We start from the raw sequence: 21,293 nt of genomic DNA, 5'->3' as shown, positions 1-21,293 counted from the left end.
CTCTTTTATTAACCTTGTTTTTGTTTGTGTTTAGGATTGTCACAAATTACCATAACTTTACCTTTACGTTTAATGACTTTACATTTTTCGCAAATTGGTTTAACTGATGGTCTTACTTTCATTTTTATACCTCCCTATATTATGGAGTGACGATTATTTATAACGATAAGTGATTCTTCCGCGAGTTAAATCATACGGAGACATTTCTACTGTTACTTTGTCGCCAGGTAGAATACGAATATAATTCATTCTGATCTTACCACTAACGTGTGCCAAAATCTCATGACCATTTTCTAATTCTACTTTAAACATAGCATTTGGTAAAGTATCTAATACAGTACCTTCTAATTCTATTACATCTTGTTTAGCCATTTATTAACTTCCCCCTTTTTACTATAGTTGGTTATCGTCTGCTATCAACTGTAACCATACGTGTCTATCAGTGCGTGTTAATAAGTCAACAAAAATAAAAGAATTACTTACGCTATACGTCACTCTTATATTATTTTATTTTTTCAATACGTAGATACTTACTCAAATAGGATGACTGCAATACATAGACCGTATAAAGTTAATATTATTTCAAGTCATCTAAGATAGAAATAACGTCTTCTGTGACTTTGTTGATATCTTTTGAACCATCAATGTTTTTCAATACGCCTTTTTCATCATAGAAAGATAAAATAGGTTTTGATTGTTTAACATTAACGTTTAAACGATTAGCAACTGTTTCAGGGTTATCATCTTCACGTTGATATAACTTTTCACCATCAAGATCGCAAACACCATCTTCTTTAGGTGGGTTAAAGACTAGATGATATGTTGTTCCGCATTTAGGACAGATACGACGACCTGTTAAGCGGTTCATTAATTCTTCTTCTGGAACCTCAATATTGATAACAGCATCAATGTCTCTGTCTAATTGTTTCATGATGTCATTTAATGCTTCTGCTTGATCAATAGTACGAGGGAAGCCATCTAATAAGAATCCTTTTTTTGCATCGTCTTCAGAAATTCTTTCTTTAACGATACCCACAGTAACTTCATCAGGAACTAATTCTCCACGATCCATGTACGATTTAGCTTCTTTACCTAAATCTGTCTCTTCTTTAATCGCTTTTCTGAACATGTCACCAGTAGATATGTGTGGAATTGGGAATTTCTTTACAATTTCACTCGCTTGAGTTCCTTTACCTGCGCCAGGTAAACCCATTAAAATGATATTCATAAAAGTGCCCTCCTACAATTTATCTACCACCAAAGCCTCTATATTCCTTCTGGCCCACTTGAGCTTCAAGGCTCTTCATCGTTTCAATTGCTACACCAATTACGATTAGTAAACTTGTACCACCAACCTGAATTGATTGAGGTAAGTTCATAAACTTAGTCGCAATTATCGGTAAGATAGCAATTACAGCTAAGAAGATTGATCCAACGAATGTTAATCGATAGAGTACTCTAGTAATATATTTTTTTGTTTGTTCTCCAGGTCTGATTCCTGGAACGTAACTGCCTTGTTTCTTAAGATTTTCAGCCATTTTTTCTGGGTTAACTTGAACAAATGCATAGAAATATGCGAACGCAATAATTAATACTACATACACAATCATTCCAATGTTATTTGAAGGGTTAGCCACGTCTGATACTTTTTGTGCCCAAGCAGCATCAGGGAAAAATAATGTTAACGTTCTAGGTAATAAAAAGAATGCCATTGCAAAGATAACAGGAATAACTCCTGCTGAGTTAACTTTTAATGGTAAATACGTTGCTTGAGAACCTAGGCGTTGTGCTGATTGTTTCTTTGCATATTGAATTGGTATTTTACGAATAGCTTGTAATACGTAAATAGCACCAATAGTTAGTAATATCATTCCGATAACTATACCAATTACTTTAAGCCATGCTAAAGTGACATCGTCTTGGCCAACAAATGCTTGTTGGTAAAATTGGATGAGTGAAGACGGAAGCGTAGATAGAATACCTGCAAAGATAATAATTGAAATTCCATTACCAACACCAAATTGTGTTATTTGCTCACCTAACCAAATTAGGAATGCTGTGCCTGATGTTAAGACAACTGCAATTAACAAATAACTAAAGATTGATTGATCCATTATCAATTGACCTTTTAGGTAGTTGTTAAATTGGAAAGCCATACCAATTGATTGAATGAAGGCAAGAATAATAGCGAAATAACGTGTAAAATTATTTAGCTTCTTCCTACCTGATTCACCTTGTTTTGCCCATTCTGTAAACTTAGGAACAATATCCATTTGCAATAACTGCATTACGATAGATGCAGTAATGTAAGGCATTATTCCCATTGCAAAGATTGAAAAGTTCTTCAAGGCTCCACCACCAAATGTATTTAACAAATCAGTGACACCTTGAGAACCTTGATGACTGTCAAAGGCAGCTGGATTTACGCCAGGTGCTGGAATATAAGTACCTATCTTGAAAATAACTAACATTGCGAGTGTAAAAAAGATCTTGTTACGAACTTCTTTTGTTTGAAAGAAGCTCACAAGCGTTTGAATCATTAGATCACCTCGTGTGCTCCACCTTTTGCATCAATAGCGTCTGCTGCAGAAGCAGAGAATTTATGAGCTTTTACTGTTAATTTTTTCTCTAGTGAACCGTTACCTAATACTTTAATACCAGATTTTTCACTTTTAACTACACCGGATTCTACTAATAAAGCTGGAGTTACTTCAGTACCTTCTTCAAATTTATTAAGTTGGTCTAAGTTAACAATAGCATATTCTTTACGGTTAATGTTAGTGAAACCACGTTTTGGTAAACGACGGAATAATGGTAATTGACCACCTTCAAATCCTGGTCTTACTTTACCACCTGAACGTGCTTTTTGACCTTTTTGTCCACGTCCACTTGTTTTACCGTTACCTGTAGCCGCACCACGTCCAACGCGGTTACGTTCTTTACGTGAACCTTCTGCTGGTTTTAACTCATGTAATTTCATTTCGGCACCTCCTTAATTATTTTTCTTCTACAGTCAATAAGTGACTTACTTTGTTGATTTGCCCACGGATTGCAGGGTTATCTTCAACAACTACTGAAGAATTAGTTTTTTTCAAACCTAAAGCTTCAACAGTTTTACGTTGTGTTTCAGGACGACCAATAACACTACGAGTGAGGGTAATTTGTAATTTAGCCATAACTCTTTCCCTCCTTAATTGTATAATTCTTCGACTGATTTGCCACGTAATTTCGCAACTTCTTCAGCATTTTTAAGATTTTTTAATCCATTAATAGTTGCACGAACCATATTGATTGGAGTATTAGATCCTAATGATTTACTTAAAATATCAGTGATTCCAGCTAATTCTAGGACAGCACGAACTGGGCCACCTGCGATAACACCTGTACCAGGTGCAGCTGGTTTCATGAATACGCTACCTGAACTGAAGCGTCCAGTGATTGTATGAGGAGTAGTACCTTCAACACGTGGAACTACAACTAAATCTTTTTTCGCTGCTTCTACAGCTTTTTTGATTGCTTCTGGAACTTCTTGTGCTTTACCAGTACCAAAGCCAACGCGACCGTTCTTATCTCCTACTACTACTAAAGCAGTGAAACGGAAACGACGTCCACCTTTAACAACTTTTGCAACACGGTTGATTGTAACAACGCGTTCTTCAAATTCTTTAGTTTCTTCTTCTCTACGAGCCATGTAATTTGTCCCTCCTTTAAATTAAAATTCTAAACCGTTTTCGCGAGCTGCTTCAGCTAATGCTTTAATACGACCATGATATAAGTAACCTCCACGGTCAAATACGATAGCAGTTACGCCTTTATCGCTTGCTTTTTTAGCGATTGATTCGCCTACTTTAGCAGATAAGTCAACTTTTGTAGTTGATTCACTTGCGATATCTTTGTCTTGAGTTGAGGCTTGAGCTAAAGTTTCACCTTTAACGTCATCGATAATTTGAGCATAGATGTGCTTGTTTGAACGATAAACGTTTAAACGTGGTTTTTCAGCTGTGCCAGATAATTTAGTACGAACACGCGCATGTCTTTTTAAACGTACTTTGTTTTTATCAATTTTGCTGATCATTGCAATACTCCTTTCTATAGAGAGTTATTTATTATTTACCAGTTTTACCTTCTTTACGGCGAACGTATTCACCTTGGTAACGAATTCCTTTACCTTTATAAGGTTCTGGAGGTCTAGTTGAACGGATGTTTGAAGCGATAGCTCCAACTTGTTCTTTAGATACACCTGAAACAGTTACAGTTGTATTTTTCTCAACAGCGAAAGTAATACCGTCTTCGGCTTTAATTTCAACTGGGTGAGAATAACCAACGTTAAGTACTAAGTCGTTACCTTGCATTTGAGCACGGTAACCAACACCAACAAGTTCAAGAGTTTTTTGGAAACCTTGAGAAACACCAAGAATCATATTATTGATTAAAGCACGAGTTGTACCATGTACTGTTCTATCATCTTTAGAATCAGAAGGTCTTACAACTTCTAATGTGTTTTCGTCTTGTTTATATGTCATTCTTTCATTTAATGTTTTTGATAATTCACCTTTAGGACCTTTAACAGTAACTGTATTACCATCAATACTTACTGTTACGTCACTTGGAATGTCAATAATTTTTTTACCAACACGACTCATGTTATCGCACCTCCTTATTTATTATTACCAAACGTAAGCTAAGATTTCTCCACCGATGTTACGTTTTCTTGCTTCTTTGTCAGTGATTACACCTTCAGAAGTTGAAACTAAAGCAATACCTAAGCCGTTAAGAACTTTTGGCACTTCATTAGCTTTAGCATAAACACGTAAACCTGGTTTAGAGATACGTTTTAATCCAGTGATAACACGTTCATTGTTTTGACCATATTTAAGGAATACACGAATAACACCTTGTTTATCGTCTTCTACAAATTCAACGTTTTTAACGAAACCTTCACTTTTTAAGATTTCGGCAATTTCTTTTTTAATATTAGATGCAGGGAATTCTAATTTATCGTGACGAACCATGTTAGCGTTTCTTACACGAGTTAGCATATCTGCAATTGGATCTGATAATGTCATTGATTGTTGCCTCCTTTCATCCTCTTTTTATTACCAGCTAGCTTTACGAACGCCAGGAATTTGGCCTTTATAAGCTAATTCACGGAAACAAATACGGCATAATTTGAATTTACGATATACAGAATGTGGACGACCACAACGTTCACAACGAGTATATTCACGTACTTGGAACTTTTGTTTTTTTTGTTGCTTAGCAACCATTGAACTTTTAGCCACTTAATTAGCCTCCTTTTAGAGATTATTTTTGAAATGGCATACCGAATTGTGTTAACAATTCACGAGCTTCCTCGTCAGTGTTAGCAGTAGTAACGATAACGATATCCATTCCGCGTACTTTTGATACTTTATCATAGTCAATTTCAGGGAAAATTAATTGTTCTTTAACACCTAAAGTGTAGTTACCTCTTCCATCAAATGCTGTTTTAGAAACACCACGGAAGTCACGTACACGAGGTAAAGATACAGCGATTAATTTATCTAAGAAATCATACATTCTTTCGCCGCGTAATGTAACTTTAGCTCCGATAGGCATACCTTCACGTAAACGGAAAGTAGCAACAGATTTTTTAGCTTTTGTAACTAATGGTTTTTGACCAGTGATTAATTCTAACTCTTCAACAGCATTATCTAACACTTTAGAGTTTTGAACTGCGTCACCTACACCCATATTTACAACGATTTTTTCAATTTTTGGTACTTCCATTACTGAACTATAATTAAATTTCTTAACTAAGCTTTCAGTAACTTCAGAGTTGAATTTTTCTTTTAAACGGTTCAAAGTGGATCCTCCTTTCAACTAGTTATTAATTATTAGATTTGATTTCTTCGCCAGATTTTTTAGCGATACGAACTTTTTTGCCATCTTCGAATTTATATCCAACACGTGTTGGTTCATTCGTTTTAGGGTCCAATAATTGTACGTTAGAAACATGGATTGCTGCCTCTGTTTCTAAGATTCCACCTTCAGGATTAAATTGAGTTGGTTTTTGGTGTTTTTTAATTACGTTAACACCTTCCACAACGACACGGTCTTTTTTAGGTTCAGTAGAAACAACTTTACCTTCTTTACCTTTGTCTTTACCTGCGATAACTTTTACGTTGTCACCTTTTTTGATATGCATGCGTGGCACCTCCTTAAGCTTTTTATTAAATAATTATTAAAGTACTTCTGGAGCTAGTGATACGATTTTCATGAAGTTTCCTTCACGTAATTCACGAGCAACAGGACCGAAAATACGAGTACCACGTGGGCCTTTGTCGTCACGAATGATTACACATGCATTTTCATCAAATTTAATGTATGAACCGTCATTACGACGTACACCTGATTTAGTACGTACTACAACAGCTTTTACTACTTCGCCTTTTTTAACAACGCCACCTGGTGTTGCATTTTTAACAGTAGCAACAATAACGTCACCGATATTAGCTGTTTTACGACCAGATCCACCTAATACTTTGATTGTAAGAACTTCACGAGCACCAGAGTTATCTGCTACTTTTAGACGTGTTTCTTGTTGGATCATGAGTTAAACCTCCTTTATCTATATTGTGTATTATATGATTACTGATTCTTCAACAATTTCAACTAAACGGAAACGTTTAGAAGCTGATAAAGGACGAGTCTCTTGAATCTTAACGATGTCCCCTAACTTAGCTGAGTTGTTTTCATCATGAGTTTTGTATTTTTTAGAGTATTTTACTCGTTTACCGTACAATTTGTGTGTTTTGTATGTTTCAACAAGTACAGTTACAGTTTTGTCCATTTTATCTGAAACGACTCTACCTACATAAACTTTACGATCATTTCTTTCGCTCACTTTTGTAACCTCCTCTTTCAATTAATTATTGATTCGCTTTACCTTGTTCAATTTCTCTTTCACGAGCAACAGTTTTTAGACGTGCAATCGTTTTTCTTACTGTGCGAATACGTGCAGTTTCCTCTAATTGACCTGTAGCTAACTGAAAGCGTAGGTTAAAAAGCTCTTCTTTTGAAGATTTGATTTGTTCTTCGATTTCTGAAGTGGTTAAGTCTCTAATTTCCTTAGCTTTCATTTGTTTCACCACCCAATTCTTCACGTTTTACAAACTTAGTTTTTACAGGAAGTTTGTGACTTGCTAAACGTAATGCTTCACGCGCAACTTCTTCGTTAACGCCTGCGATTTCAAATAAAATTCTACCTGGTTTTGCTACTGCAACCCAGCCTTCAACAGCACCTTTACCAGCACCCATACGTACTTCTAAAGGTTTTTTAGTATATGGTGTATGTGGGAAGATTTTAATCCAAACTTTCCCGCCACGTTTCATGTAACGTGTCATAGCAATACGAGCTGATTCGATTTGACGAGAAGTGATCCAAGACGTTGTAGTTGCTTGTAAACCATACTCACCAAATGTTACATAATTACCGCCTTTTGAACGACCAGTTGTTTTAGGACGATGTTGACGACGATATTTTACACGTTTTGGTAGTAACATTATTATTTTCCTCCTTCACTAGTGTTCTTAGTAGTAGGAAGAACTTCTCCACGATAGATCCATACTTTGACACCTAATTTACCGTAAGTAGTGTCAGCTTCTGCGTGTGCGTAACCAATGTCAGCACGTAATGTATGAAGTGGAACAGTTCCTTCTGAATATTGTTCAGCACGAGCGATGTCTGCTCCGCCTAAACGACCAGATACTTGAGTTTTGATACCTTTAGCACCAAGTTTCATAGCTCTAGTAATAGCTTGTTTTTGTACACGACGGAATGAAGCACGGTTTTCTAATTGACGTGCGATGTTTTCAGCTACTAATTTAGCATCCAAATCAACCTTTTTGATTTCAATTACGTTAATGTGTACTTTTTTGTCTGTTAATGTGTTTAATTTATTACGAAGTTTTTCAATTTCTGAACCGCCTTTACCAATGACCATACCAGGCTTACCAGTATGAATAGCGATGTTGATACGGTTAGCAGCACGTTCGATATCAACGTGAGAAACTGATGCTTCTTTTAATGCGTTATCAATAAATTTACGGATTTTTAAGTCTTCATGTAATAGTGAAGCGAAGTCTTTTTCTGCGTACCATTTAGCTTCCCAGTCACGGATTACTCCGACACGAAGTCCGATTGGATTAATTTTTTGACCCACAGTATTCCCTCCTTAAATAATGTATTAAGCTTCTTTAGCTTCTTCTTTACCGTCACTTACGACGATTGTAATGTGGCTTGTACGTTTGTTAATCGCACTTGCACGGCCTTGTGCACGTGGACGGAAACGTTTCAATGTTGGTCCTTCATTAGCATAAGCTTCTTTAACAACTAATTCATCTGTATTCATGTCATAGTTATGTTCAGCATTTGCTAAAGCGGACATTAATAATTTTTCAACAACTGGTGATGAAGCTTTGTTAGTTAATTTTAAAATAGCAATAGCTTCTCCAGCGTTCTTACCTCTGATTAGATCTAATACTAATCTAACTTTACGAGGTGCGATTCTTATTGTTCTAGCAACCGCTTTTGCTTCCATTCGGATTTCCTCCTCTACTTGTTAGAAATTATCTTCTTGTTTTTTTGTCGTCTGCAGCGTGTCCTTTGAATGTACGAGTTGGAGCGAATTCACCTAATTTGTGACCAACCATATCTTCTGTAACGAATACAGGTACATGTTTACGTCCATCGTATACTGCGAAAGTGTGACCGATGAAGTTAGGGAAAATAGTTGAACGACGTGACCAAGTTTTGATTACTTGTTTTTTCTCGCTTTCGCCTTGAGCTTCGACTTTTTTCATTAAATGATCATCGACGAAAGGTCCTTTTTTAATACTACGAGCCATAGTGGCGCCTCCCTTCTTATTTAGTGCGTGCAGCAGTTAAGCCGCACACTCCAATAAGTTGTTATTATTTTTTCTTCTTACGTCCACGTACGATAAGTTTATCAGATGATTTCTTACCACGACGTGTTTTCTTACCAAGCGTAGGTTTACCCCAAGGTGACATTGGAGATGGTCTACCGATAGGAGCACGTCCTTCACCACCACCGTGTGGGTGATCGTTAGGGTTCATTACAGAACCACGAACAGTTGGGCGAATACCTTTCCATCTTGAACGACCTGCTTTACCAACGTTTACAAGTTCATGTTGGATGTTACCAACTTGACCAATAGTTGCACGGCAAGTTGAAAGAATCATACGAACTTCGCCAGATCTTAATCTGATTAAAACGTATTTTCCTTCTTTACCAAGTACTTGAGCACTTGCACCTGCTGAACGAGCAAGTTGTCCACCTTTACCAGGTTTTAATTCGATATTATGAATTACTGTACCTACTGGGATAAATTGAAGTGGTAATGAGTTACCTACTTTAATATCCGCATTGTCACCACTCTCTAATACTTGACCTACTTGTAAGTTTTTAGGAGCAATGATGTAACGTTTTTCACCATCAGCATAAACTAATAATGCGATGTTTGCTGAACGGTTTGGATCGTATTGAATTGAATCAACTTTAGCAGTGATTCCATCTTTATTACGTTTAAAATCAATAACACGGTATTGACGTTTGTGTCCTCCACCATGGTGGCGAACTGTCAATTTACCTTGGTTGTTACGTCCCGCTTTTTTCGGTAGCGGTTGTAATAATGACTTTTCAGGTGTAGTTTTCGTGATTTCAGCGAAATCTAACGTAGTCATATTACGACGACCATTAGTAATTGGCTTGTATTTTTTTAGAGCCATTGTCGCTTACCTCCTTATTGGTAATTTATTTTAGTTGAATAGATCGATTGATCCTTCTTTTAATTTAACAATTGCTACGCGTCTTTTGTTTGTATAGCCTTGGTAACGGCCCATACGTTTTTTCTTTGGTTTGTAGTTGATGATGTTTACATTGTCAACTTTTACATCAAAGATTTCTTCGACAGCAATTTTAACTTGTGTTTTGTTAGCACGAGTATCTACGTCGAATGTATATTTATCTTCAGCCATAGCAGCTGATGATTTTTCAGTGATTACGGGGCGCTTAAGAACGTCTCTTGCTTCCATTATCCGAGCACCTCCTCAACTTTTTTAGCAGCTGATTCTGTGATTACTACACTGTCAGCGCTTGTTATGTCTAATACGTTTAACCCTTGAGCTGTAGAAACTTGTACGCCAGGGATGTTACGAGCTGATAATTCAACGTTTACATCTTCTGAGTCTGTAACTACTAATACTTTTTTAGGTTGTTTTAAGTTAGAAAGAGCAGTTTTGAATTCTTTAGTTTTAGGTGCATCAAATTGGAATGCATCTACAACTGTTAAAGCACTTTCTTGTACTTTGTAAGATAATGCTGAACGTAAAGCTAAACGACGCATTTTCTTAGGCATTTTATAAGCATAACTTCTAGGTGTTGGTCCGAATACGATACCACCACCGCGCCATTGTGGCGCACGAATTGTACCTTGACGCGCACGTCCTGTACCTTTTTGTCTCCATGGTTTACGTCCACCACCACGTACTGCTGAACGGTTCTTAACAGCATGAGTACCTTGGCGTAATGAAGCACGTTGTAAAGTGATTGCTTCAAATAGAACGTCTGTGTTTGGTTCGATTGCAAAAACTGCATCATTTAATTCAACTGAACCTGATTTAGTTCCGTCTACTTTTAATACATCATAATTAGCCATTATGCTTTTCCTCCTTTCGTTATTTATTATTTATTACCTTTTTTAATTGAAGTTGAGATTTCTAATAATCCTTTTTTAGGTCCAGGTACATTACCTTTAACTAAAATTACATTATTGTCAGCATCTACTTGAACGACTTCTAGGTTTTGTACTGTTACAGTATTTCCACCCATACGTCCTGGCATTTTTTGTCCTTTGAATACTCTTGACGCATCTGAAGCCATACCTACAGAACCTGGTGCTCTGTGGAAATGAGAACCGTGAGCCATTGGTCCACGTGCTTGTCCATGACGTTTAATAGCGCCTTGGAAACCTTTACCTTTTGATACGCCTGTAACATCAATGATGTCGCCAGTTTCAAATTTATCAACTGAGACTTCTTGACCTACTTCGTATTCATCAACGTTAACGTTTCTGAATTCACGAATGAAGCGCTTAGGTGCTGTGTCAGCTTTTTTAGCATGACCTTCAGCTGGTTTACTAGCATATTTGTTAGTTTTACTGTTTTTCTTGTAAGCTTTTTTATCTTCAAAACCTACTTGAATTGCGTTGTATCCATCAACTTCTTCAGTTTTCTTTTGTAATACAACGTTTTGACCTGCTTCTACTACTGTTACTGGGATTAATTCACCGTTCTCACCGAACACTTGTGTCATCCCGATTTTTCTTCCTAAGATTCCTTTGGTCATCGAAAGTCCACCTCCTAATTTTTTCTATTATAATTTAATTTCGATGTCTACACCAGATGGTAAGTTTAAGCCCATAAGAGCATCAACTGTTTTTGGTGTTGGGTTAACAATGTCAATCAAACGTTTATGAGTACGTTGTTCGAATTGTTCACGAGAATCTTTGTACTTATGTACAGCACGGATAATCGTGTAAACTGATTTTTCTGTTGGTAATGGAATCGGTCCAGAAACATCTGCTCCAGAACGTTTCGCAGTTTCAACAATTTTCTCAGCTGATTGATCGATTACTCTGTGATCATAAGCTTTTAATCTGATTCTGATTTTTTGTTTTGCCATAATTTTCCCTCCTTATTCGTCTACATTTAAGTGATAGACTTCTCCACGAAAACTATCTTACACAACGCCATGGCAAAGCGGCCGGGTGTGTCAGTAACCTTTCGCTTCATCGCATTTCCTTAAAGTCCAACATTAGATATGTTACACGAAAAGCACTGATTTATCAAGCTTTTCTATAAAACTTTTCACTTTTTGTCTAACACATACTTTGACATTGTACTTGAAATTCTTTTGTTCTTCAACCGTTTTAAGGAAATTACTTAAATTGTAAGCACTAAAAGTTTTCATTTAAGTTTCAAATTAATATAAATATAATTTCTTTTCGTATATAATTGTAATTGTAGGTGGTGAAAAATAAATGAAATCAAGTATTAGAAATATATTGATTGTATTAACTATTATCTTATTATTAAGCGAATTATTTTATGGTATCCCCTTCCTTGGTGGAAGTTTCATATTAGGTTTAAGCTGGCAACCATTATTTGTAAACATGTTTTTATATCTAATTATGTTAATTATTTTAATAGTAGATAGACAAAACGCTATTAAACCAATGGCTATTATTCCATTAATAGGTATTATAGGATCGATTATTGCTTTCATTCCATTTATCGGTATGATTGCACACTGGATTCTTTTTTTCCTATTATTATTCTTTCTTCTTATTATATTGTCTTCGCCAATTTATGTGCCTAATAAAAATGCACGTGTAATTTATACAGAAGATAGACGTAATAAAAACTAACTCTTCCATATTATATGAGAAAATAAAAAAACCGTTAGCGCAAAGTAATTTTGCGTTAACGGTTTTCTTTTTTTAACCATGAACAAATATAAAGTAAAGAATAAACAGTACCATTAAACCATACATCATTGGATGTACTTCTTTATGTCTTTTCGAGATTAGCATTGTTATTGGATAGAATACAAATCCACATGCAATACCTGTAGCAATTGAATATGATAAAGGCATCATAATAATTGTTATAAATGCCGGTACTGCCACTTCGAATTTTTTCCATTCAATTTCTGCAAAATTGGCAGCCATTAATACACCAACTACTACTAACGCTGGAGTTGTTACGGCACTCGTTACAATTTCGATTAATGGACTAAAGAAAATCGCTAGCAAGAAACAGAAACCAGTAATAATACTAGCAAATCCAGTCCTTGCACCCACAGCAACACCTGCTGTAGATTCAATATATGACGTTGTAGTCGTTGTACCAAAAATTGCACCTACAATTGTTGCTAATGAATCTGAGAATAAAGCTCTACCAGCACGTGGTAATTTATTATTTTTCATAATTCCTGCTTGTGTAGCAACCGCAACAAGCGTTCCTGCCGTATCAAAGAAATCAATAAATAAGAAAGTTAAAATAACAATTAAAAATTGTACCGTAAATAATTGCCCCGGATCTTTAAATGCATCAAATGCAGCACCAAAGGTAGGAGAAATACTAGGAATTTTTCCTACAATGCCAGATGGCGTATGTATTAAACCAGTACACATTCCTAAGATTGAAGTTAAGATCATACCAATAAAAATTGCACCTGGTACTTTTTTAACATACATCACGACGGTAATAATAATACCAAATATAGTAAGTAATACTGTTCCGTCAGTAATATGACCTAACGTTACTAACGTTGATTTATTTTTAACAATAATGCCTGAACTTTGAAGTCCAACAAACGTAATAAATAATCCGATACCAGCCGATACAGCCATCTTCATTTGATGGGGTATGGCGTTAATAATCGTTTCTCTTAATCCTGTCATTGTTAATATAGCAAAGAATATACCGGAAAAGAGTACGCCAGTTAACCCTATTTGCCAAGGTATGCCCATTGTTAACACAACAGTGAATGCGAAAAAGGCATTTAATCCCATTCCTGGGGCCAAGGCAATTGGATACCTTGCAATTAATCCCATAAATAACGAACCAACAAAAGCAGCTAACGCTGTAGCAACGAAAATTGCACCTTGGTCCATTTTCATACTATCTGTAGCACCGTTAACTCCTGCCAAACTTAACACCTGTGGATTGACGGCTAAAATATAAGCCATAGATAAGAAGGTAGTTAATCCACCTAATATCTCTTTTTTAAAGTTAGTGTTATGTTCTTTGAACTTAAAGTATTTTTTCACAGTTAAGTCTCCCTTTTATTAAAATACCTTAATATTTTAATATCCAACGCCTCAAAACACAATAGTAAATCCGAACTTTTATAACAAATATTTCTTTTAAGTTCGATAAAATTTAAAATTTCAGCCCTTTCAGCGCATCTTGGAATGGATTATTCTCAAGTCCATCATCTTTATTTAAGTATTTTTTCATATCTTTTTTGGATACTTTGTCGTTCTTTTTATTCTTGTGCCGTTTATCCATTTGTGCCTGACTCTCTGTATGACCACAAACACATCTATATGTTGCATCTTTTCCAGTCCCGAAACGTGTCATTTTTTTGTGACAATTAGGACAACGCGCATTTGTTTTAGATTGAACATTCTTTTTAGTTTTACAATTTGGGTCTTGGCATACAAGCATAGATCCATTTTTCGTATTAACTTTCAACATGAATTTTCCACAAGTAGGACATTCAGTCGCTGTTAGATTATCATGTTTATATTTTTGTTCACTGTCTTTGATTGTAGCAATAATTTTTTTGGTAAAGGATCTAATTTCTTCCATAAATTTACGCGCATCATATTTCCCTTGCTCAATCATCATTAATTTATCTTCCCATTCTGCAGTTAATAACGGTGATGTAAGTTGTTCAGGGGCTAAATCTAATATTTGCTTTCCTTTATTAGTTACTTTGATTTTGCCATCTTTTGATTCAATCGCATTAATATTGAACAGTTTTTCTATAATATCTGCTCGTGTTGCAACTGTTCCTATACCACCCGCTTCTTTCAATGTTTTACTATGTTTATGGTCATTGAATTTGAAGAACTTTTGTGGACTCTCCATAGCTTTTAATAATGACCCTTCATTAAAGTAAGATGGTGGTGTTGTTTCATGTTCATTAACGCTTACTTTATTTACTTGTATATTAGTCCCTTGTTGCCACTTAGAATCTAATGTGAATGTTTGGGCTTCATTATTAAATAGTGCTTTAAAGCCTAATTTTGTTGAAATTTTATCTTTGTAAACAAATTTATACTCGTTAATAGATAATTCTAATTCAATTGCTTCATATTCTTGTGGTGGCATTAAGTTTGCTAAAAACCTTTGCGCTATTAGCATATATATTTTTTGTTCTTTTGGTGATAATGCTTCCATATCTGGTCTCACTTCAGTTGGAATAATAGCATGGTGATCTGAAACTTTATTATTATTTATAAAGCTATCATTTGCACTATAAGTGTGACTCATTTGAGCTTTAGCAAAAGATTTGTAATCAGTTGCCATTAAAGCTCTCAATCTATCTTTAATAGTACTTACCATGTCGTCAGTTAAATAATTTGCATCTGTACGTGGGTAAGTAGCCAATTTATGACGTTCGTATAATTGTTGCAAAGTATTAAGTGTTTCTTTAGGCCCAAACTTATATCTTTTATAAGCTTCTTGTTGTAAATCAGTTAAATTAAATAACTTAGGTGGAAAAGCTTTCTTACTTTTTCTGTTTATCGAATTTACTTTAGCACTTTGTCCCTTAATATTCGTTACGATTTTTTCATAAACTTCTTTATTTGTTGCTTGCTGTGGTGTTATACACTGACATAACAATCCATCTACATTAATGTTCAAAGTATAATACGTCTCTGGGGTAAAATCATTAATTTCTGTTTGTCTCATTTCTACTAATTTAATAGTCGGTGTTTGTACGCGTCCCAAAGATAATTGCGCATCATATTTTGTCGTTAAAGCTCTTGTTGCATTTATGCCCACAACCCAGTCCGCTTCACTTCTTGCTAAAGCAGCTGCGTAAAGTTGATTGAATTGACGACCGTCTTTTAACTTTTTAAATCCATCAACAATCGCCTTTTTAGTTACAGAACTAATCCATAATCTTTTGATTGGTTTTTTATTATGTACTTTATCTAAGATTAATCGAGCAACGAGTTCCCCTTCTCTACCTGCATCGGTAGCAATTATTATATTTTGAACTTCATCTTTTTGAAGTAGTCTTTGTACCGTTTGAAATTGCTTCTTTGTTTTATTGATAACTACTGTTTTCATTTTATTGGGAATGATAGGTAAGTCAGCCAATTTCCATTCTTTATAGTTTTTATCATATTGTTCTGGAGTAGCATTCGTTACTAAATGTCCTAGTGCCCATGTTACAATATAGTTATTATTCTCAAAGTAACCATTGCGTGAAGTAGTTATATTTAAAGCTTTAGCAATATCTTTTCCTACTGAGGGTTTCTCAGCTAAAATTAAAGATTTCATAATTACGCCCTTTCAAATGTTTAATATCGTTATTGTAACATGTATCAAACACATCTTAACTTCCATTTACGACAAAAAATACATATAATTAAACTAAATACTGGTAACTGTTTTAAATAACAAGGAGGTATTTCATGACTATAATTAATGTTAGTGATATAGATCAAATTAAATCTTTTATAGAATCTGCAAATTATGAAATGGCATCTTATTTATATAAACTTCCTCAAGCACATAACCAATTCGATGCATTTCTTAAAGACGTTATTGATAATCCCGGTGTTTACGCAATACAAAATGATGAAGGTCAGTTAACAATGATGTTAATGGCATTCCCATATGAAACAAACAAATATAAAGTTATTGGGCCTTTAATTAACCCTAATGTACAATATGCAATTGAGGATTTTGATAGTTTATTTCAGGCGATGATTAATGAACAGCTTGATAGTGCTAACTTCAACTTTTCATTTGAAAAAGCCCAACAATATTTTCACTTACCTATGAAGACGATAGGTGCATCTTATAATTTTACCGATTATTATTTAGAAACTGATACCGACGTCGGGGAAATCGGCCCCACACAAAATATTACCGAATATCATCCAGCATATTTTCGCTCATTTAATAAATTACATAAAAGCACATTTGCACATAATGCTATGACTGGCAGCGAAATTATTGATTCGTTACAAGATAATAATCATTTATTTATGTTTATGTCAGAAGGTTTGTTAAAAGGCTACGTATACTTACAAATATTTGAAAATCAACAAACGGCTGAGATTAAATATTTCGCATCTCACGCCGATTATCGTTTCAAAGGTATAGCGTTTGAATTATTAAAATATGTACTTCACTTTGCCTTCCAAAACTACGACGTTAAAAAAATATACTTCAAAATTCGTAGTAAAAATAACAAATTGGTCGCACGTTTTAATGAACTTGGGTTTAATGTTAACCATGAATTTAAAAAATATAAGTTTGTCAAAGCCTACCTATAGCAAACACTTTAACAATATATTAACAGCATCGTTTCTTATTTACAGAATGGTGCTGTTCTTTTGTTTTTGCGACATTAACATTGCGCAATTTCACTTTTAAAAACACTATTAACGTTTCCAAAAAGATAAATTTTATATTAAAGCGTTTTCACATAAAAAAAGAAACCGGTTTTATTTACTATGTAATTAATTTAATTTAATATATCTAGTTGTAGCTATTTTAAACGTATAGCTCCCACATAAAATATTAGAGAGAGAAGTGAGTAGTAATATGGATTTTTTAATAGCTCTACTACCTGCAATATTTTGGGGTAGTGTAGTATTAATTAACGTATTAGTTGGAGGAGGACCTTTTAACCAAATTAGAGGGACTACTTTAGGTACGCTAATCATAGGTGTTATTTTACTATTATCCGGTCAAGCACAATTCGATCACCCCATCGTAATTGTTGTTGGCTTAATATCAGGTGTTTTCTGGGCATTAGGACAAGGTTATCAATTGAAATCAGTTAATTTAATTGGTGTTTCTAAAACAATGCCTATTTCTACAGGTATGCAATTAGTCGGTACAACACTATTTAGTGCTATTTTCTTAGGAGAATGGAGCACTGGGACACAAGTGATTTTAGGCTTATTATCCATGATCTTATTAGTGATTGGTATTGCATTAACTTCATTAAAAGGTAGAAATGAAGCTTCAGGAAGCAATAGCAAATTTGGTAAAGCAATGGTGATTTTATTAATTTCAACTGTTGGTTATGTGGTTTATGTCGTTGTAGCACAAATCTTTGGTGTAGACGGAACAAGCGCATTATTCTTCCAATCAATAGGTATGGCTATTGGTGGCTTTATCTTATCTATGAAACATGAAACTTCTATTAAGAGTACTACTTTAAATTTAATACCGGGTGTCGTATGGGGCATTGGTAACTTATTTATGTTCTACTCTCAACCTAAAGTTGGTGTAGCAACGAGTTTCTCATTTTCACAATTACTCGTTATCGTATCAACATTAGGCGGAATTTATTTATTAGGTGAACGTAAAGACAGACGTCAAATGATTGGCATATGGTCAGGTATTGTATTAATCATTGTTGCTGCCTTTATTTTAGGAAATTTAAAAGCGTAACAATTTAAGGAGGACAATGGAATGTTTAAAGATTTAGAAAACAAAGTAGTCGTAATTACTGGTGCAGGAAGTGGATTAGGTAAAGCTTTCTCAGAAGAATTCGGCAAATTAAAAGCTAAAGTAGTAATGAACTATTTAAGTGAAAAACACTTAGATGACGTTAATGAAACAATTAAATTAATCGAAGATGCTGGTGGCCAAGCTATTAAAGTTCAAGGTGATGTATCTGTTGAAGATGACGTTAATAACCTTGTACAAACTGCTGTTAAAGAATTCGGCACACTAGACGTTATGATAAACAATGCTGGTTTCGAAAAACCTATCCCATCTCACGAAATGTCAGTATCAGAGTGGCAAAAAGTTATCGATATCAACTTAACTGGTGCATTTATGGGTGCTAAAGCAGCTGTAAACCAATTTTTAAAAGAAGATAAAAAAGGTGTTATTTTAAACACTTCTAGCGTACATGATACTATTCCTTGGCCAAACTACGTTAACTACGCAGCTAGTAAAGGCGGCTTAAAGTTAATGATGGAAACAATGTCAATGGAATATGCACAATATGGTATTCGTATCAATAATATTTCACCGGGAGCTATAGTTACAGAACATACACGCGAAAAATTCTCTGATCCAACAACACGAGCTGAAACATTAGAAATGATCCCAGCAAAAGAAATTGGAGAAGCACACCAAGTTGCTAACGTTGCATTATTCTTAGCTTCTGGCTTCTCAGATTATATTCACGGTACTACAATTTATGTAGATGGTGGTATGACTAACTACCCTGCATTTATGGGTGGTAAAGGTTAATATAATCTTAGTTTAATATTAAAATACTCGAATTATAAATTTATAGTTTTAACTAAACAGATGAGACACTTACAACCATAGGTGTTTCATCTGTTTTTGTTTTAGCACAAATATAGTTGCTATGAAGAAGCTAAATCAACATTACTACAAATAAATAAAATATCCCTGAAAAATTAAAATTGCGCCAATGCGATGATTTACACTCAAAAAACATAATCCCGATAATCATTCCACACTATACCCAAATATTAAAATGAACTCCCCTTCTATTTTGAAAGCGAGCCAATGAATTTAAACTCTAGCATTTTAATAATAGTGGCATAGGTTACTTATTATTGACGAGACTCCTAAGGGATTAGGACTAGCTGAAGACCTCTGGCTGAAGCTGTCCCCTTGGAAAGCGAGCCAATGAATTTAACACCCTATCATTTTAATAATAATTTAGAAAGCAAGCTAAAGAATTAAAAAAATGCGAATCCCAACTATGGATTCGCATTTCATATAAAGTATTATTGTCCCTAAATGTTAAACAAAAATCGCTTGATACACATACAATATTATTATACTAATCACTATGGTCAAATTAGTTACCATGCCAATAATTGGTAAAGTTTTGTATCTAAATTGAATCGCATATGGAATAACAGACACACCAACAGGCAACAGCCATGCAACTTGTAATGTCGTTTTTATCATTTCGTCGTGGACTGGTAACAAATAATGCACCAATAAACCAGCTATTAACGCAACACCATAGTGTAAACCTAAATACTTGGCAACAAGCGGTAAATAACGTTTTTCAATTTTAAAACTCAACATTAAACCTAATAAAATCATTGATAGCGGCATATTCGCCTTAGATAGCGTTGAGAAAAAACTAATAACTGGCGCTGGGAAATGAATATTAGATAAATTAATTATGAACATAATAATATAAGTCATTAATGGTACTGACTTCACAATATTTTTACCTAAATATTTAAAATCAAAATTATCCGCACCATTACTAAAATAACTACCTACAAAATAAGTGACACCGAACATAATAATAGCGCCACCGATGTCAGCCATACCAAAATAAATCATACCCTTTTCAGGCCATATCGTCGCTACAAGTGGATAAGCAAACAATCCAATATTTAGTGATGCCGTCATCATTCCCATTGTACCTCTAATTTGGTTATCTCTATTTAAAAAGCACCAAATAACAATGATTTTAGCAATAATCCCAAAACAAATCATCATAATAGGCAATATAGATAATGAAATATCTAGTTCCGCTTTATTTAAATTAACTATAACTAAAGAAGGAAGTGTGATATTTAATACCAACGTTGCAAAAATCTGACTATCATTTGCTTTAAAATAATTAAGTCGTTTTAATATATAGCCTAACGCTATTAGTAAAATAATAATAATAAATTGTTGCGTCACAGTAATCCTTCTTTCATTCCGTTTTCATTACATTTTCATACTATAACATACTTACTTGTTATTTTAGAAGCTATCAATTTCATGTTATAATTTAATTAATATTCTTAAATATTTTTTATTTATAAATAAGGAGAATCAATATGGATTTAAATTCTAAATTAATGGAACTTAAAGATGATTATGTAAGATTACAAAACGATCTTGAGAAAAGAGAATCATTAAATCAAGATATCGATCCTCTACACCGTCAACTAGCAAAAATTGAAGAAGAAATTGCTTCAGTTCGCTCAGAAATAAATAACCAATCTAAAAATTAGCATTCTAGTCAGAAGATTATATTCATGCTAAGATTAGAAAGAACTTCGAAAGGATGTTAAATTATGCAACTTTATCTTGTCTTACTACCGCTTCTTTATTTAATTGTTAGTTACATAAGTATCTATAAAATGAATACTATTTTTACTAAAATATTAAGAATCATAATGGCTATCTTATTAATATTTGTTGTAGCTTTAACAACATTATCGTTTGCTGCAGTTAACTGGTGGGTATTTGTTATCCTCTTACTTATCGTCGGAAATGTTGAAATTACGGCATTTAAATTTAGCAAACAAGATTCAAAAGCTGTTAAGATTTTAAATATAATAACAGTCATTTTAATAGTGATATATATAATTTTAACACTTATTTTATACTAATTTAGACTAAGAGCATCGTTCTAAGACGATGCTTTTTTTATTTAACTTAAACAAGAGGTTAAAACGTC

Annotated in this window: 34 protein-coding genes; 6 read left to right on the top strand and 28 right to left on the bottom strand. The window is 34.3% G+C overall.

Features of this window, described 5'->3' with window-relative positions:
• Positions 1–8: 8 nt before the first annotated feature.
• The 25 genes from rpmJ to rpsJ all read right to left on the bottom strand — a co-directional run bounded on the left by rpmJ (position 9) and on the right by rpsJ (position 11,744).
• On the bottom strand, positions 9–122 hold the full coding sequence (gene rpmJ / locus C7J89_RS04945; RefSeq protein ID WP_048792955.1) for a 50S ribosomal protein L36: 114 nt from the start codon (positions 120–122) through the stop codon (positions 9–11).
• A 31-nt stretch (positions 123–153) separates the two neighbouring features.
• The gene (gene infA / locus C7J89_RS04940; RefSeq protein WP_001118443.1) at positions 154–372 is read right to left on the bottom strand and encodes a translation initiation factor IF-1; all 219 of its coding nucleotides are present in this window, start codon (positions 370–372) and stop codon (positions 154–156) included.
• Between the two features lie 205 nt (positions 373–577).
• On the bottom strand, positions 578–1,228 hold the full coding sequence (locus C7J89_RS04935; RefSeq protein ID WP_061853474.1) for an adenylate kinase: 651 nt from the start codon (positions 1,226–1,228) through the stop codon (positions 578–580).
• A gap of 19 nt (positions 1,229–1,247) precedes the next feature.
• The gene (gene secY, locus C7J89_RS04930) at positions 1,248–2,540 is read right to left on the bottom strand and encodes a preprotein translocase subunit SecY (RefSeq protein WP_061853475.1); all 1,293 of its coding nucleotides are present in this window, start codon (positions 2,538–2,540) and stop codon (positions 1,248–1,250) included.
• On the bottom strand, positions 2,540–2,980 hold the full coding sequence (gene rplO, locus C7J89_RS04925; protein ID WP_048792958.1) for a 50S ribosomal protein L15: 441 nt from the start codon (positions 2,978–2,980) through the stop codon (positions 2,540–2,542). Before rplO ends, secY begins: the two co-directional genes overlap by 1 nt.
• Positions 2,981–2,996: 16 nt before the next feature.
• Positions 2,997–3,176 (bottom strand): 50S ribosomal protein L30, encoded by a 180-nt coding sequence (gene rpmD / locus C7J89_RS04920; protein WP_103295877.1) that lies wholly within the window; start codon positions 3,174–3,176, stop codon positions 2,997–2,999.
• Positions 3,177–3,190: 14 nt separating this feature from the next.
• Positions 3,191–3,691 (bottom strand): 30S ribosomal protein S5, encoded by a 501-nt coding sequence (gene rpsE, locus C7J89_RS04915; protein ID WP_048792959.1) that lies wholly within the window; start codon positions 3,689–3,691, stop codon positions 3,191–3,193.
• A gap of 21 nt (positions 3,692–3,712) precedes the next feature.
• A complete protein-coding gene (gene rplR / locus C7J89_RS04910) occupies positions 3,713–4,075 on the bottom strand; it encodes a 50S ribosomal protein L18 (RefSeq protein WP_061853477.1) in 363 nt (120 codons plus the stop codon).
• A 31-nt stretch (positions 4,076–4,106) separates the two neighbouring features.
• Positions 4,107–4,643, bottom strand: a complete 537-nt coding sequence (gene rplF, locus C7J89_RS04905) for a 50S ribosomal protein L6 (protein ID WP_103295878.1) — start codon at positions 4,641–4,643, stop codon at positions 4,107–4,109.
• Positions 4,644–4,667: 24 nt separating this feature from the next.
• The gene (gene rpsH / locus C7J89_RS04900; protein WP_048792962.1) at positions 4,668–5,066 is read right to left on the bottom strand and encodes a 30S ribosomal protein S8; all 399 of its coding nucleotides are present in this window, start codon (positions 5,064–5,066) and stop codon (positions 4,668–4,670) included.
• Between the two features lie 30 nt (positions 5,067–5,096).
• Positions 5,097–5,282 (bottom strand): type Z 30S ribosomal protein S14, encoded by a 186-nt coding sequence (locus tag C7J89_RS04895; RefSeq protein ID WP_046208421.1) that lies wholly within the window; start codon positions 5,280–5,282, stop codon positions 5,097–5,099.
• Positions 5,283–5,304: 22 nt separating this feature from the next.
• Positions 5,305–5,844 (bottom strand): 50S ribosomal protein L5, encoded by a 540-nt coding sequence (rplE, locus tag C7J89_RS04890; RefSeq protein WP_048792963.1) that lies wholly within the window; start codon positions 5,842–5,844, stop codon positions 5,305–5,307.
• 25 nt (positions 5,845–5,869) lie between these two features.
• Positions 5,870–6,187 (bottom strand): 50S ribosomal protein L24, encoded by a 318-nt coding sequence (gene rplX, locus C7J89_RS04885; RefSeq protein ID WP_048792964.1) that lies wholly within the window; start codon positions 6,185–6,187, stop codon positions 5,870–5,872.
• 36 nt (positions 6,188–6,223) lie between these two features.
• Complete coding sequence (gene rplN / locus C7J89_RS04880; RefSeq protein ID WP_048792965.1) at positions 6,224–6,592, bottom strand: 50S ribosomal protein L14; 369 nt, start codon at positions 6,590–6,592, stop codon at positions 6,224–6,226.
• A 30-nt stretch (positions 6,593–6,622) separates the two neighbouring features.
• A complete protein-coding gene (rpsQ, locus tag C7J89_RS04875; protein WP_002509268.1) occupies positions 6,623–6,886 on the bottom strand; it encodes a 30S ribosomal protein S17 in 264 nt (87 codons plus the stop codon).
• Between the two features lie 25 nt (positions 6,887–6,911).
• Positions 6,912–7,121 carry a 50S ribosomal protein L29 gene (gene rpmC / locus C7J89_RS04870; protein ID WP_002482620.1) on the bottom strand — a complete coding sequence of 70 codons (210 nt, stop codon included), beginning with the start codon at positions 7,119–7,121 and terminating at the stop codon, positions 6,912–6,914.
• A complete protein-coding gene (rplP, locus tag C7J89_RS04865) occupies positions 7,111–7,545 on the bottom strand; it encodes a 50S ribosomal protein L16 (RefSeq protein ID WP_048792966.1) in 435 nt (144 codons plus the stop codon). Before rplP ends, rpmC begins: the two co-directional genes overlap by 11 nt.
• 2 nt (positions 7,546–7,547) lie before the next feature.
• Positions 7,548–8,204: a 30S ribosomal protein S3 gene (rpsC, locus tag C7J89_RS04860; protein ID WP_061853479.1), complete on the bottom strand. Its 657-nt coding sequence runs from the start codon at positions 8,202–8,204 to the stop codon at positions 7,548–7,550.
• Between the two features lie 24 nt (positions 8,205–8,228).
• Positions 8,229–8,582, bottom strand: coding sequence for a 50S ribosomal protein L22 (rplV, locus tag C7J89_RS04855; RefSeq protein ID WP_048792968.1), 354 nt, complete (start codon positions 8,580–8,582; stop codon positions 8,229–8,231).
• A gap of 28 nt (positions 8,583–8,610) precedes the next feature.
• A complete protein-coding gene (gene rpsS, locus C7J89_RS04850) occupies positions 8,611–8,889 on the bottom strand; it encodes a 30S ribosomal protein S19 (RefSeq protein WP_048792969.1) in 279 nt (92 codons plus the stop codon).
• Positions 8,890–8,953: 64 nt separating this feature from the next.
• Positions 8,954–9,790, bottom strand: a complete 837-nt coding sequence (gene rplB, locus C7J89_RS04845) for a 50S ribosomal protein L2 (RefSeq protein ID WP_061853480.1) — start codon at positions 9,788–9,790, stop codon at positions 8,954–8,956.
• Between the two features lie 30 nt (positions 9,791–9,820).
• Positions 9,821–10,096: a 50S ribosomal protein L23 gene (gene rplW / locus C7J89_RS04840; RefSeq protein ID WP_002482614.1), complete on the bottom strand. Its 276-nt coding sequence runs from the start codon at positions 10,094–10,096 to the stop codon at positions 9,821–9,823.
• On the bottom strand, positions 10,096–10,719 hold the full coding sequence (rplD, locus tag C7J89_RS04835) for a 50S ribosomal protein L4 (RefSeq protein ID WP_061853481.1): 624 nt from the start codon (positions 10,717–10,719) through the stop codon (positions 10,096–10,098). The genes rplW and rplD overlap by 1 nt, the downstream gene beginning before the upstream one ends.
• Positions 10,720–10,745: 26 nt before the next feature.
• Positions 10,746–11,408 (bottom strand): 50S ribosomal protein L3, encoded by a 663-nt coding sequence (gene rplC, locus C7J89_RS04830; RefSeq protein ID WP_061853482.1) that lies wholly within the window; start codon positions 11,406–11,408, stop codon positions 10,746–10,748.
• 27 nt (positions 11,409–11,435) lie between these two features.
• The gene (rpsJ, locus tag C7J89_RS04825) at positions 11,436–11,744 is read right to left on the bottom strand and encodes a 30S ribosomal protein S10 (protein ID WP_001118667.1); all 309 of its coding nucleotides are present in this window, start codon (positions 11,742–11,744) and stop codon (positions 11,436–11,438) included.
• A gap of 358 nt (positions 11,745–12,102) precedes the next feature.
• Between rpsJ and C7J89_RS04820 the strand changes: the two genes are divergently transcribed.
• The gene (locus tag C7J89_RS04820; protein ID WP_061853483.1) at positions 12,103–12,489 is read left to right on the top strand and encodes a hypothetical protein; all 387 of its coding nucleotides are present in this window, start codon (positions 12,103–12,105) and stop codon (positions 12,487–12,489) included.
• Between the two features lie 72 nt (positions 12,490–12,561).
• On the opposite strand, the gene C7J89_RS04815 is transcribed toward C7J89_RS04820, so the two are convergent.
• Complete coding sequence (locus tag C7J89_RS04815) at positions 12,562–13,896, bottom strand: NCS2 family permease (RefSeq protein ID WP_061853484.1); 1,335 nt, start codon at positions 13,894–13,896, stop codon at positions 12,562–12,564.
• A gap of 112 nt (positions 13,897–14,008) precedes the next feature.
• A complete protein-coding gene (locus C7J89_RS04810; protein WP_061853485.1) occupies positions 14,009–16,147 on the bottom strand; it encodes a DNA topoisomerase III in 2,139 nt (712 codons plus the stop codon).
• A gap of 134 nt (positions 16,148–16,281) precedes the next feature.
• Between C7J89_RS04810 and C7J89_RS04805 the strand changes: the two genes are divergently transcribed.
• The 3 genes from C7J89_RS04805 to C7J89_RS04795 all read left to right on the top strand — a co-directional run bounded on the left by C7J89_RS04805 (position 16,282) and on the right by C7J89_RS04795 (position 19,093).
• The gene (locus C7J89_RS04805; RefSeq protein WP_061853486.1) at positions 16,282–17,151 is read left to right on the top strand and encodes a GNAT family N-acetyltransferase; all 870 of its coding nucleotides are present in this window, start codon (positions 16,282–16,284) and stop codon (positions 17,149–17,151) included.
• Between the two features lie 271 nt (positions 17,152–17,422).
• Positions 17,423–18,280, top strand: coding sequence for a GRP family sugar transporter (locus C7J89_RS04800; protein ID WP_061853487.1), 858 nt, complete (start codon positions 17,423–17,425; stop codon positions 18,278–18,280).
• Between the two features lie 21 nt (positions 18,281–18,301).
• Positions 18,302–19,093 (top strand): glucose 1-dehydrogenase, encoded by a 792-nt coding sequence (locus C7J89_RS04795; protein WP_103295879.1) that lies wholly within the window; start codon positions 18,302–18,304, stop codon positions 19,091–19,093.
• 525 nt (positions 19,094–19,618) lie between these two features.
• Here C7J89_RS04795 and C7J89_RS04790 read toward each other — a convergent pair.
• A complete protein-coding gene (locus tag C7J89_RS04790) occupies positions 19,619–20,527 on the bottom strand; it encodes an AEC family transporter (protein WP_103295880.1) in 909 nt (302 codons plus the stop codon).
• Between the two features lie 140 nt (positions 20,528–20,667).
• On the opposite strand from C7J89_RS04790, the gene C7J89_RS13290 reads away from it, so the two are divergent.
• Complete coding sequence (locus C7J89_RS13290; protein ID WP_170066439.1) at positions 20,668–20,844, top strand: SE1832 family protein; 177 nt, start codon at positions 20,668–20,670, stop codon at positions 20,842–20,844.
• 63 nt (positions 20,845–20,907) lie between these two features.
• On the top strand, positions 20,908–21,225 hold the full coding sequence (gene mspA / locus C7J89_RS04785; protein ID WP_061853490.1) for a membrane stabilizing protein MspA: 318 nt from the start codon (positions 20,908–20,910) through the stop codon (positions 21,223–21,225).
• Positions 21,226–21,293: the final 68 nt, after the last annotated feature.

Source organism: Staphylococcus kloosii, assembly GCF_003019255.1.
Classification (GTDB): domain Bacteria; phylum Bacillota; class Bacilli; order Staphylococcales; family Staphylococcaceae; genus Staphylococcus; species Staphylococcus kloosii.
Note: the sequence above shows the minus strand (reverse complement) of the source record. Positions and strands in the feature narration are given on the sequence as shown.

Bases quoted from the DNA above. Each gene is read 5' to 3' on its own strand.
- C7J89_RS04795 (WP_103295879.1), top strand. From the start codon at position 18,302: ATGTTTAAAGATTTAGAAAACAAAGTAGTCGTAATTACTGGTGCAGGA.
- rplV (WP_048792968.1), bottom strand. From the start codon at position 8,582: ATGGAAGCAAAAGCGGTTGCTAGAACAATAAGAATCGCACCTCGTAAA.
- secY (WP_061853475.1), bottom strand. From the start codon at position 2,540: ATGATTCAAACGCTTGTGAGCTTCTTTCAAACAAAAGAAGTTCGTAAC.
- C7J89_RS04805 (WP_061853486.1), top strand. From the start codon at position 16,282: ATGACTATAATTAATGTTAGTGATATAGATCAAATTAAATCTTTTATA.
- rplB (WP_061853480.1), bottom strand. From the start codon at position 9,790: ATGGCTCTAAAAAAATACAAGCCAATTACTAATGGTCGTCGTAATATG.
- C7J89_RS04820 (WP_061853483.1), top strand. From the start codon at position 12,103: ATGAAATCAAGTATTAGAAATATATTGATTGTATTAACTATTATCTTA.
- rplC (WP_061853482.1), bottom strand. From the start codon at position 11,408: ATGACCAAAGGAATCTTAGGAAGAAAAATCGGGATGACACAAGTGTTC.
- rpmJ (WP_048792955.1), bottom strand. From the start codon at position 122: ATGAAAGTAAGACCATCAGTTAAACCAATTTGCGAAAAATGTAAAGTC.
- rplO (WP_048792958.1), bottom strand. From the start codon at position 2,980: ATGAAATTACATGAGTTAAAACCAGCAGAAGGTTCACGTAAAGAACGT.
- rpsJ (WP_001118667.1), bottom strand. From the start codon at position 11,744: ATGGCAAAACAAAAAATCAGAATCAGATTAAAAGCTTATGATCACAGA.
- rpsS (WP_048792969.1), bottom strand. From the start codon at position 8,889: ATGGCTCGTAGTATTAAAAAAGGACCTTTCGTCGATGATCATTTAATG.
- C7J89_RS04935 (WP_061853474.1), bottom strand. From the start codon at position 1,228: ATGAATATCATTTTAATGGGTTTACCTGGCGCAGGTAAAGGAACTCAA.
- C7J89_RS13290 (WP_170066439.1), top strand. From the start codon at position 20,668: ATGGATTTAAATTCTAAATTAATGGAACTTAAAGATGATTATGTAAGA.
- rpmC (WP_002482620.1), bottom strand. From the start codon at position 7,121: ATGAAAGCTAAGGAAATTAGAGACTTAACCACTTCAGAAATCGAAGAA.
- C7J89_RS04810 (WP_061853485.1), bottom strand. From the start codon at position 16,147: ATGAAATCTTTAATTTTAGCTGAGAAACCCTCAGTAGGAAAAGATATT.
- rplW (WP_002482614.1), bottom strand. From the start codon at position 10,096: ATGGAAGCAAGAGACGTTCTTAAGCGCCCCGTAATCACTGAAAAATCA.
- rplN (WP_048792965.1), bottom strand. From the start codon at position 6,592: ATGATCCAACAAGAAACACGTCTAAAAGTAGCAGATAACTCTGGTGCT.
- rpmD (WP_103295877.1), bottom strand. From the start codon at position 3,176: ATGGCTAAATTACAAATTACCCTCACTCGTAGTGTTATTGGTCGTCCT.
- C7J89_RS04800 (WP_061853487.1), top strand. From the start codon at position 17,423: ATGGATTTTTTAATAGCTCTACTACCTGCAATATTTTGGGGTAGTGTA.
- rplR (WP_061853477.1), bottom strand. From the start codon at position 4,075: ATGATCAGCAAAATTGATAAAAACAAAGTACGTTTAAAAAGACATGCG.
- mspA (WP_061853490.1), top strand. From the start codon at position 20,908: ATGCAACTTTATCTTGTCTTACTACCGCTTCTTTATTTAATTGTTAGT.
- rplX (WP_048792964.1), bottom strand. From the start codon at position 6,187: ATGCATATCAAAAAAGGTGACAACGTAAAAGTTATCGCAGGTAAAGAC.
- rpsH (WP_048792962.1), bottom strand. From the start codon at position 5,066: ATGACATTATCAGATCCAATTGCAGATATGCTAACTCGTGTAAGAAAC.
- infA (WP_001118443.1), bottom strand. From the start codon at position 372: ATGGCTAAACAAGATGTAATAGAATTAGAAGGTACTGTATTAGATACT.
- rplD (WP_061853481.1), bottom strand. From the start codon at position 10,719: ATGGCTAATTATGATGTATTAAAAGTAGACGGAACTAAATCAGGTTCA.
- rplP (WP_048792966.1), bottom strand. From the start codon at position 7,545: ATGTTACTACCAAAACGTGTAAAATATCGTCGTCAACATCGTCCTAAA.
- rplF (WP_103295878.1), bottom strand. From the start codon at position 4,643: ATGAGTCGTGTTGGTAAAAAAATTATTGACATTCCAAGTGACGTAACA.
- rpsE (WP_048792959.1), bottom strand. From the start codon at position 3,691: ATGGCTCGTAGAGAAGAAGAAACTAAAGAATTTGAAGAACGCGTTGTT.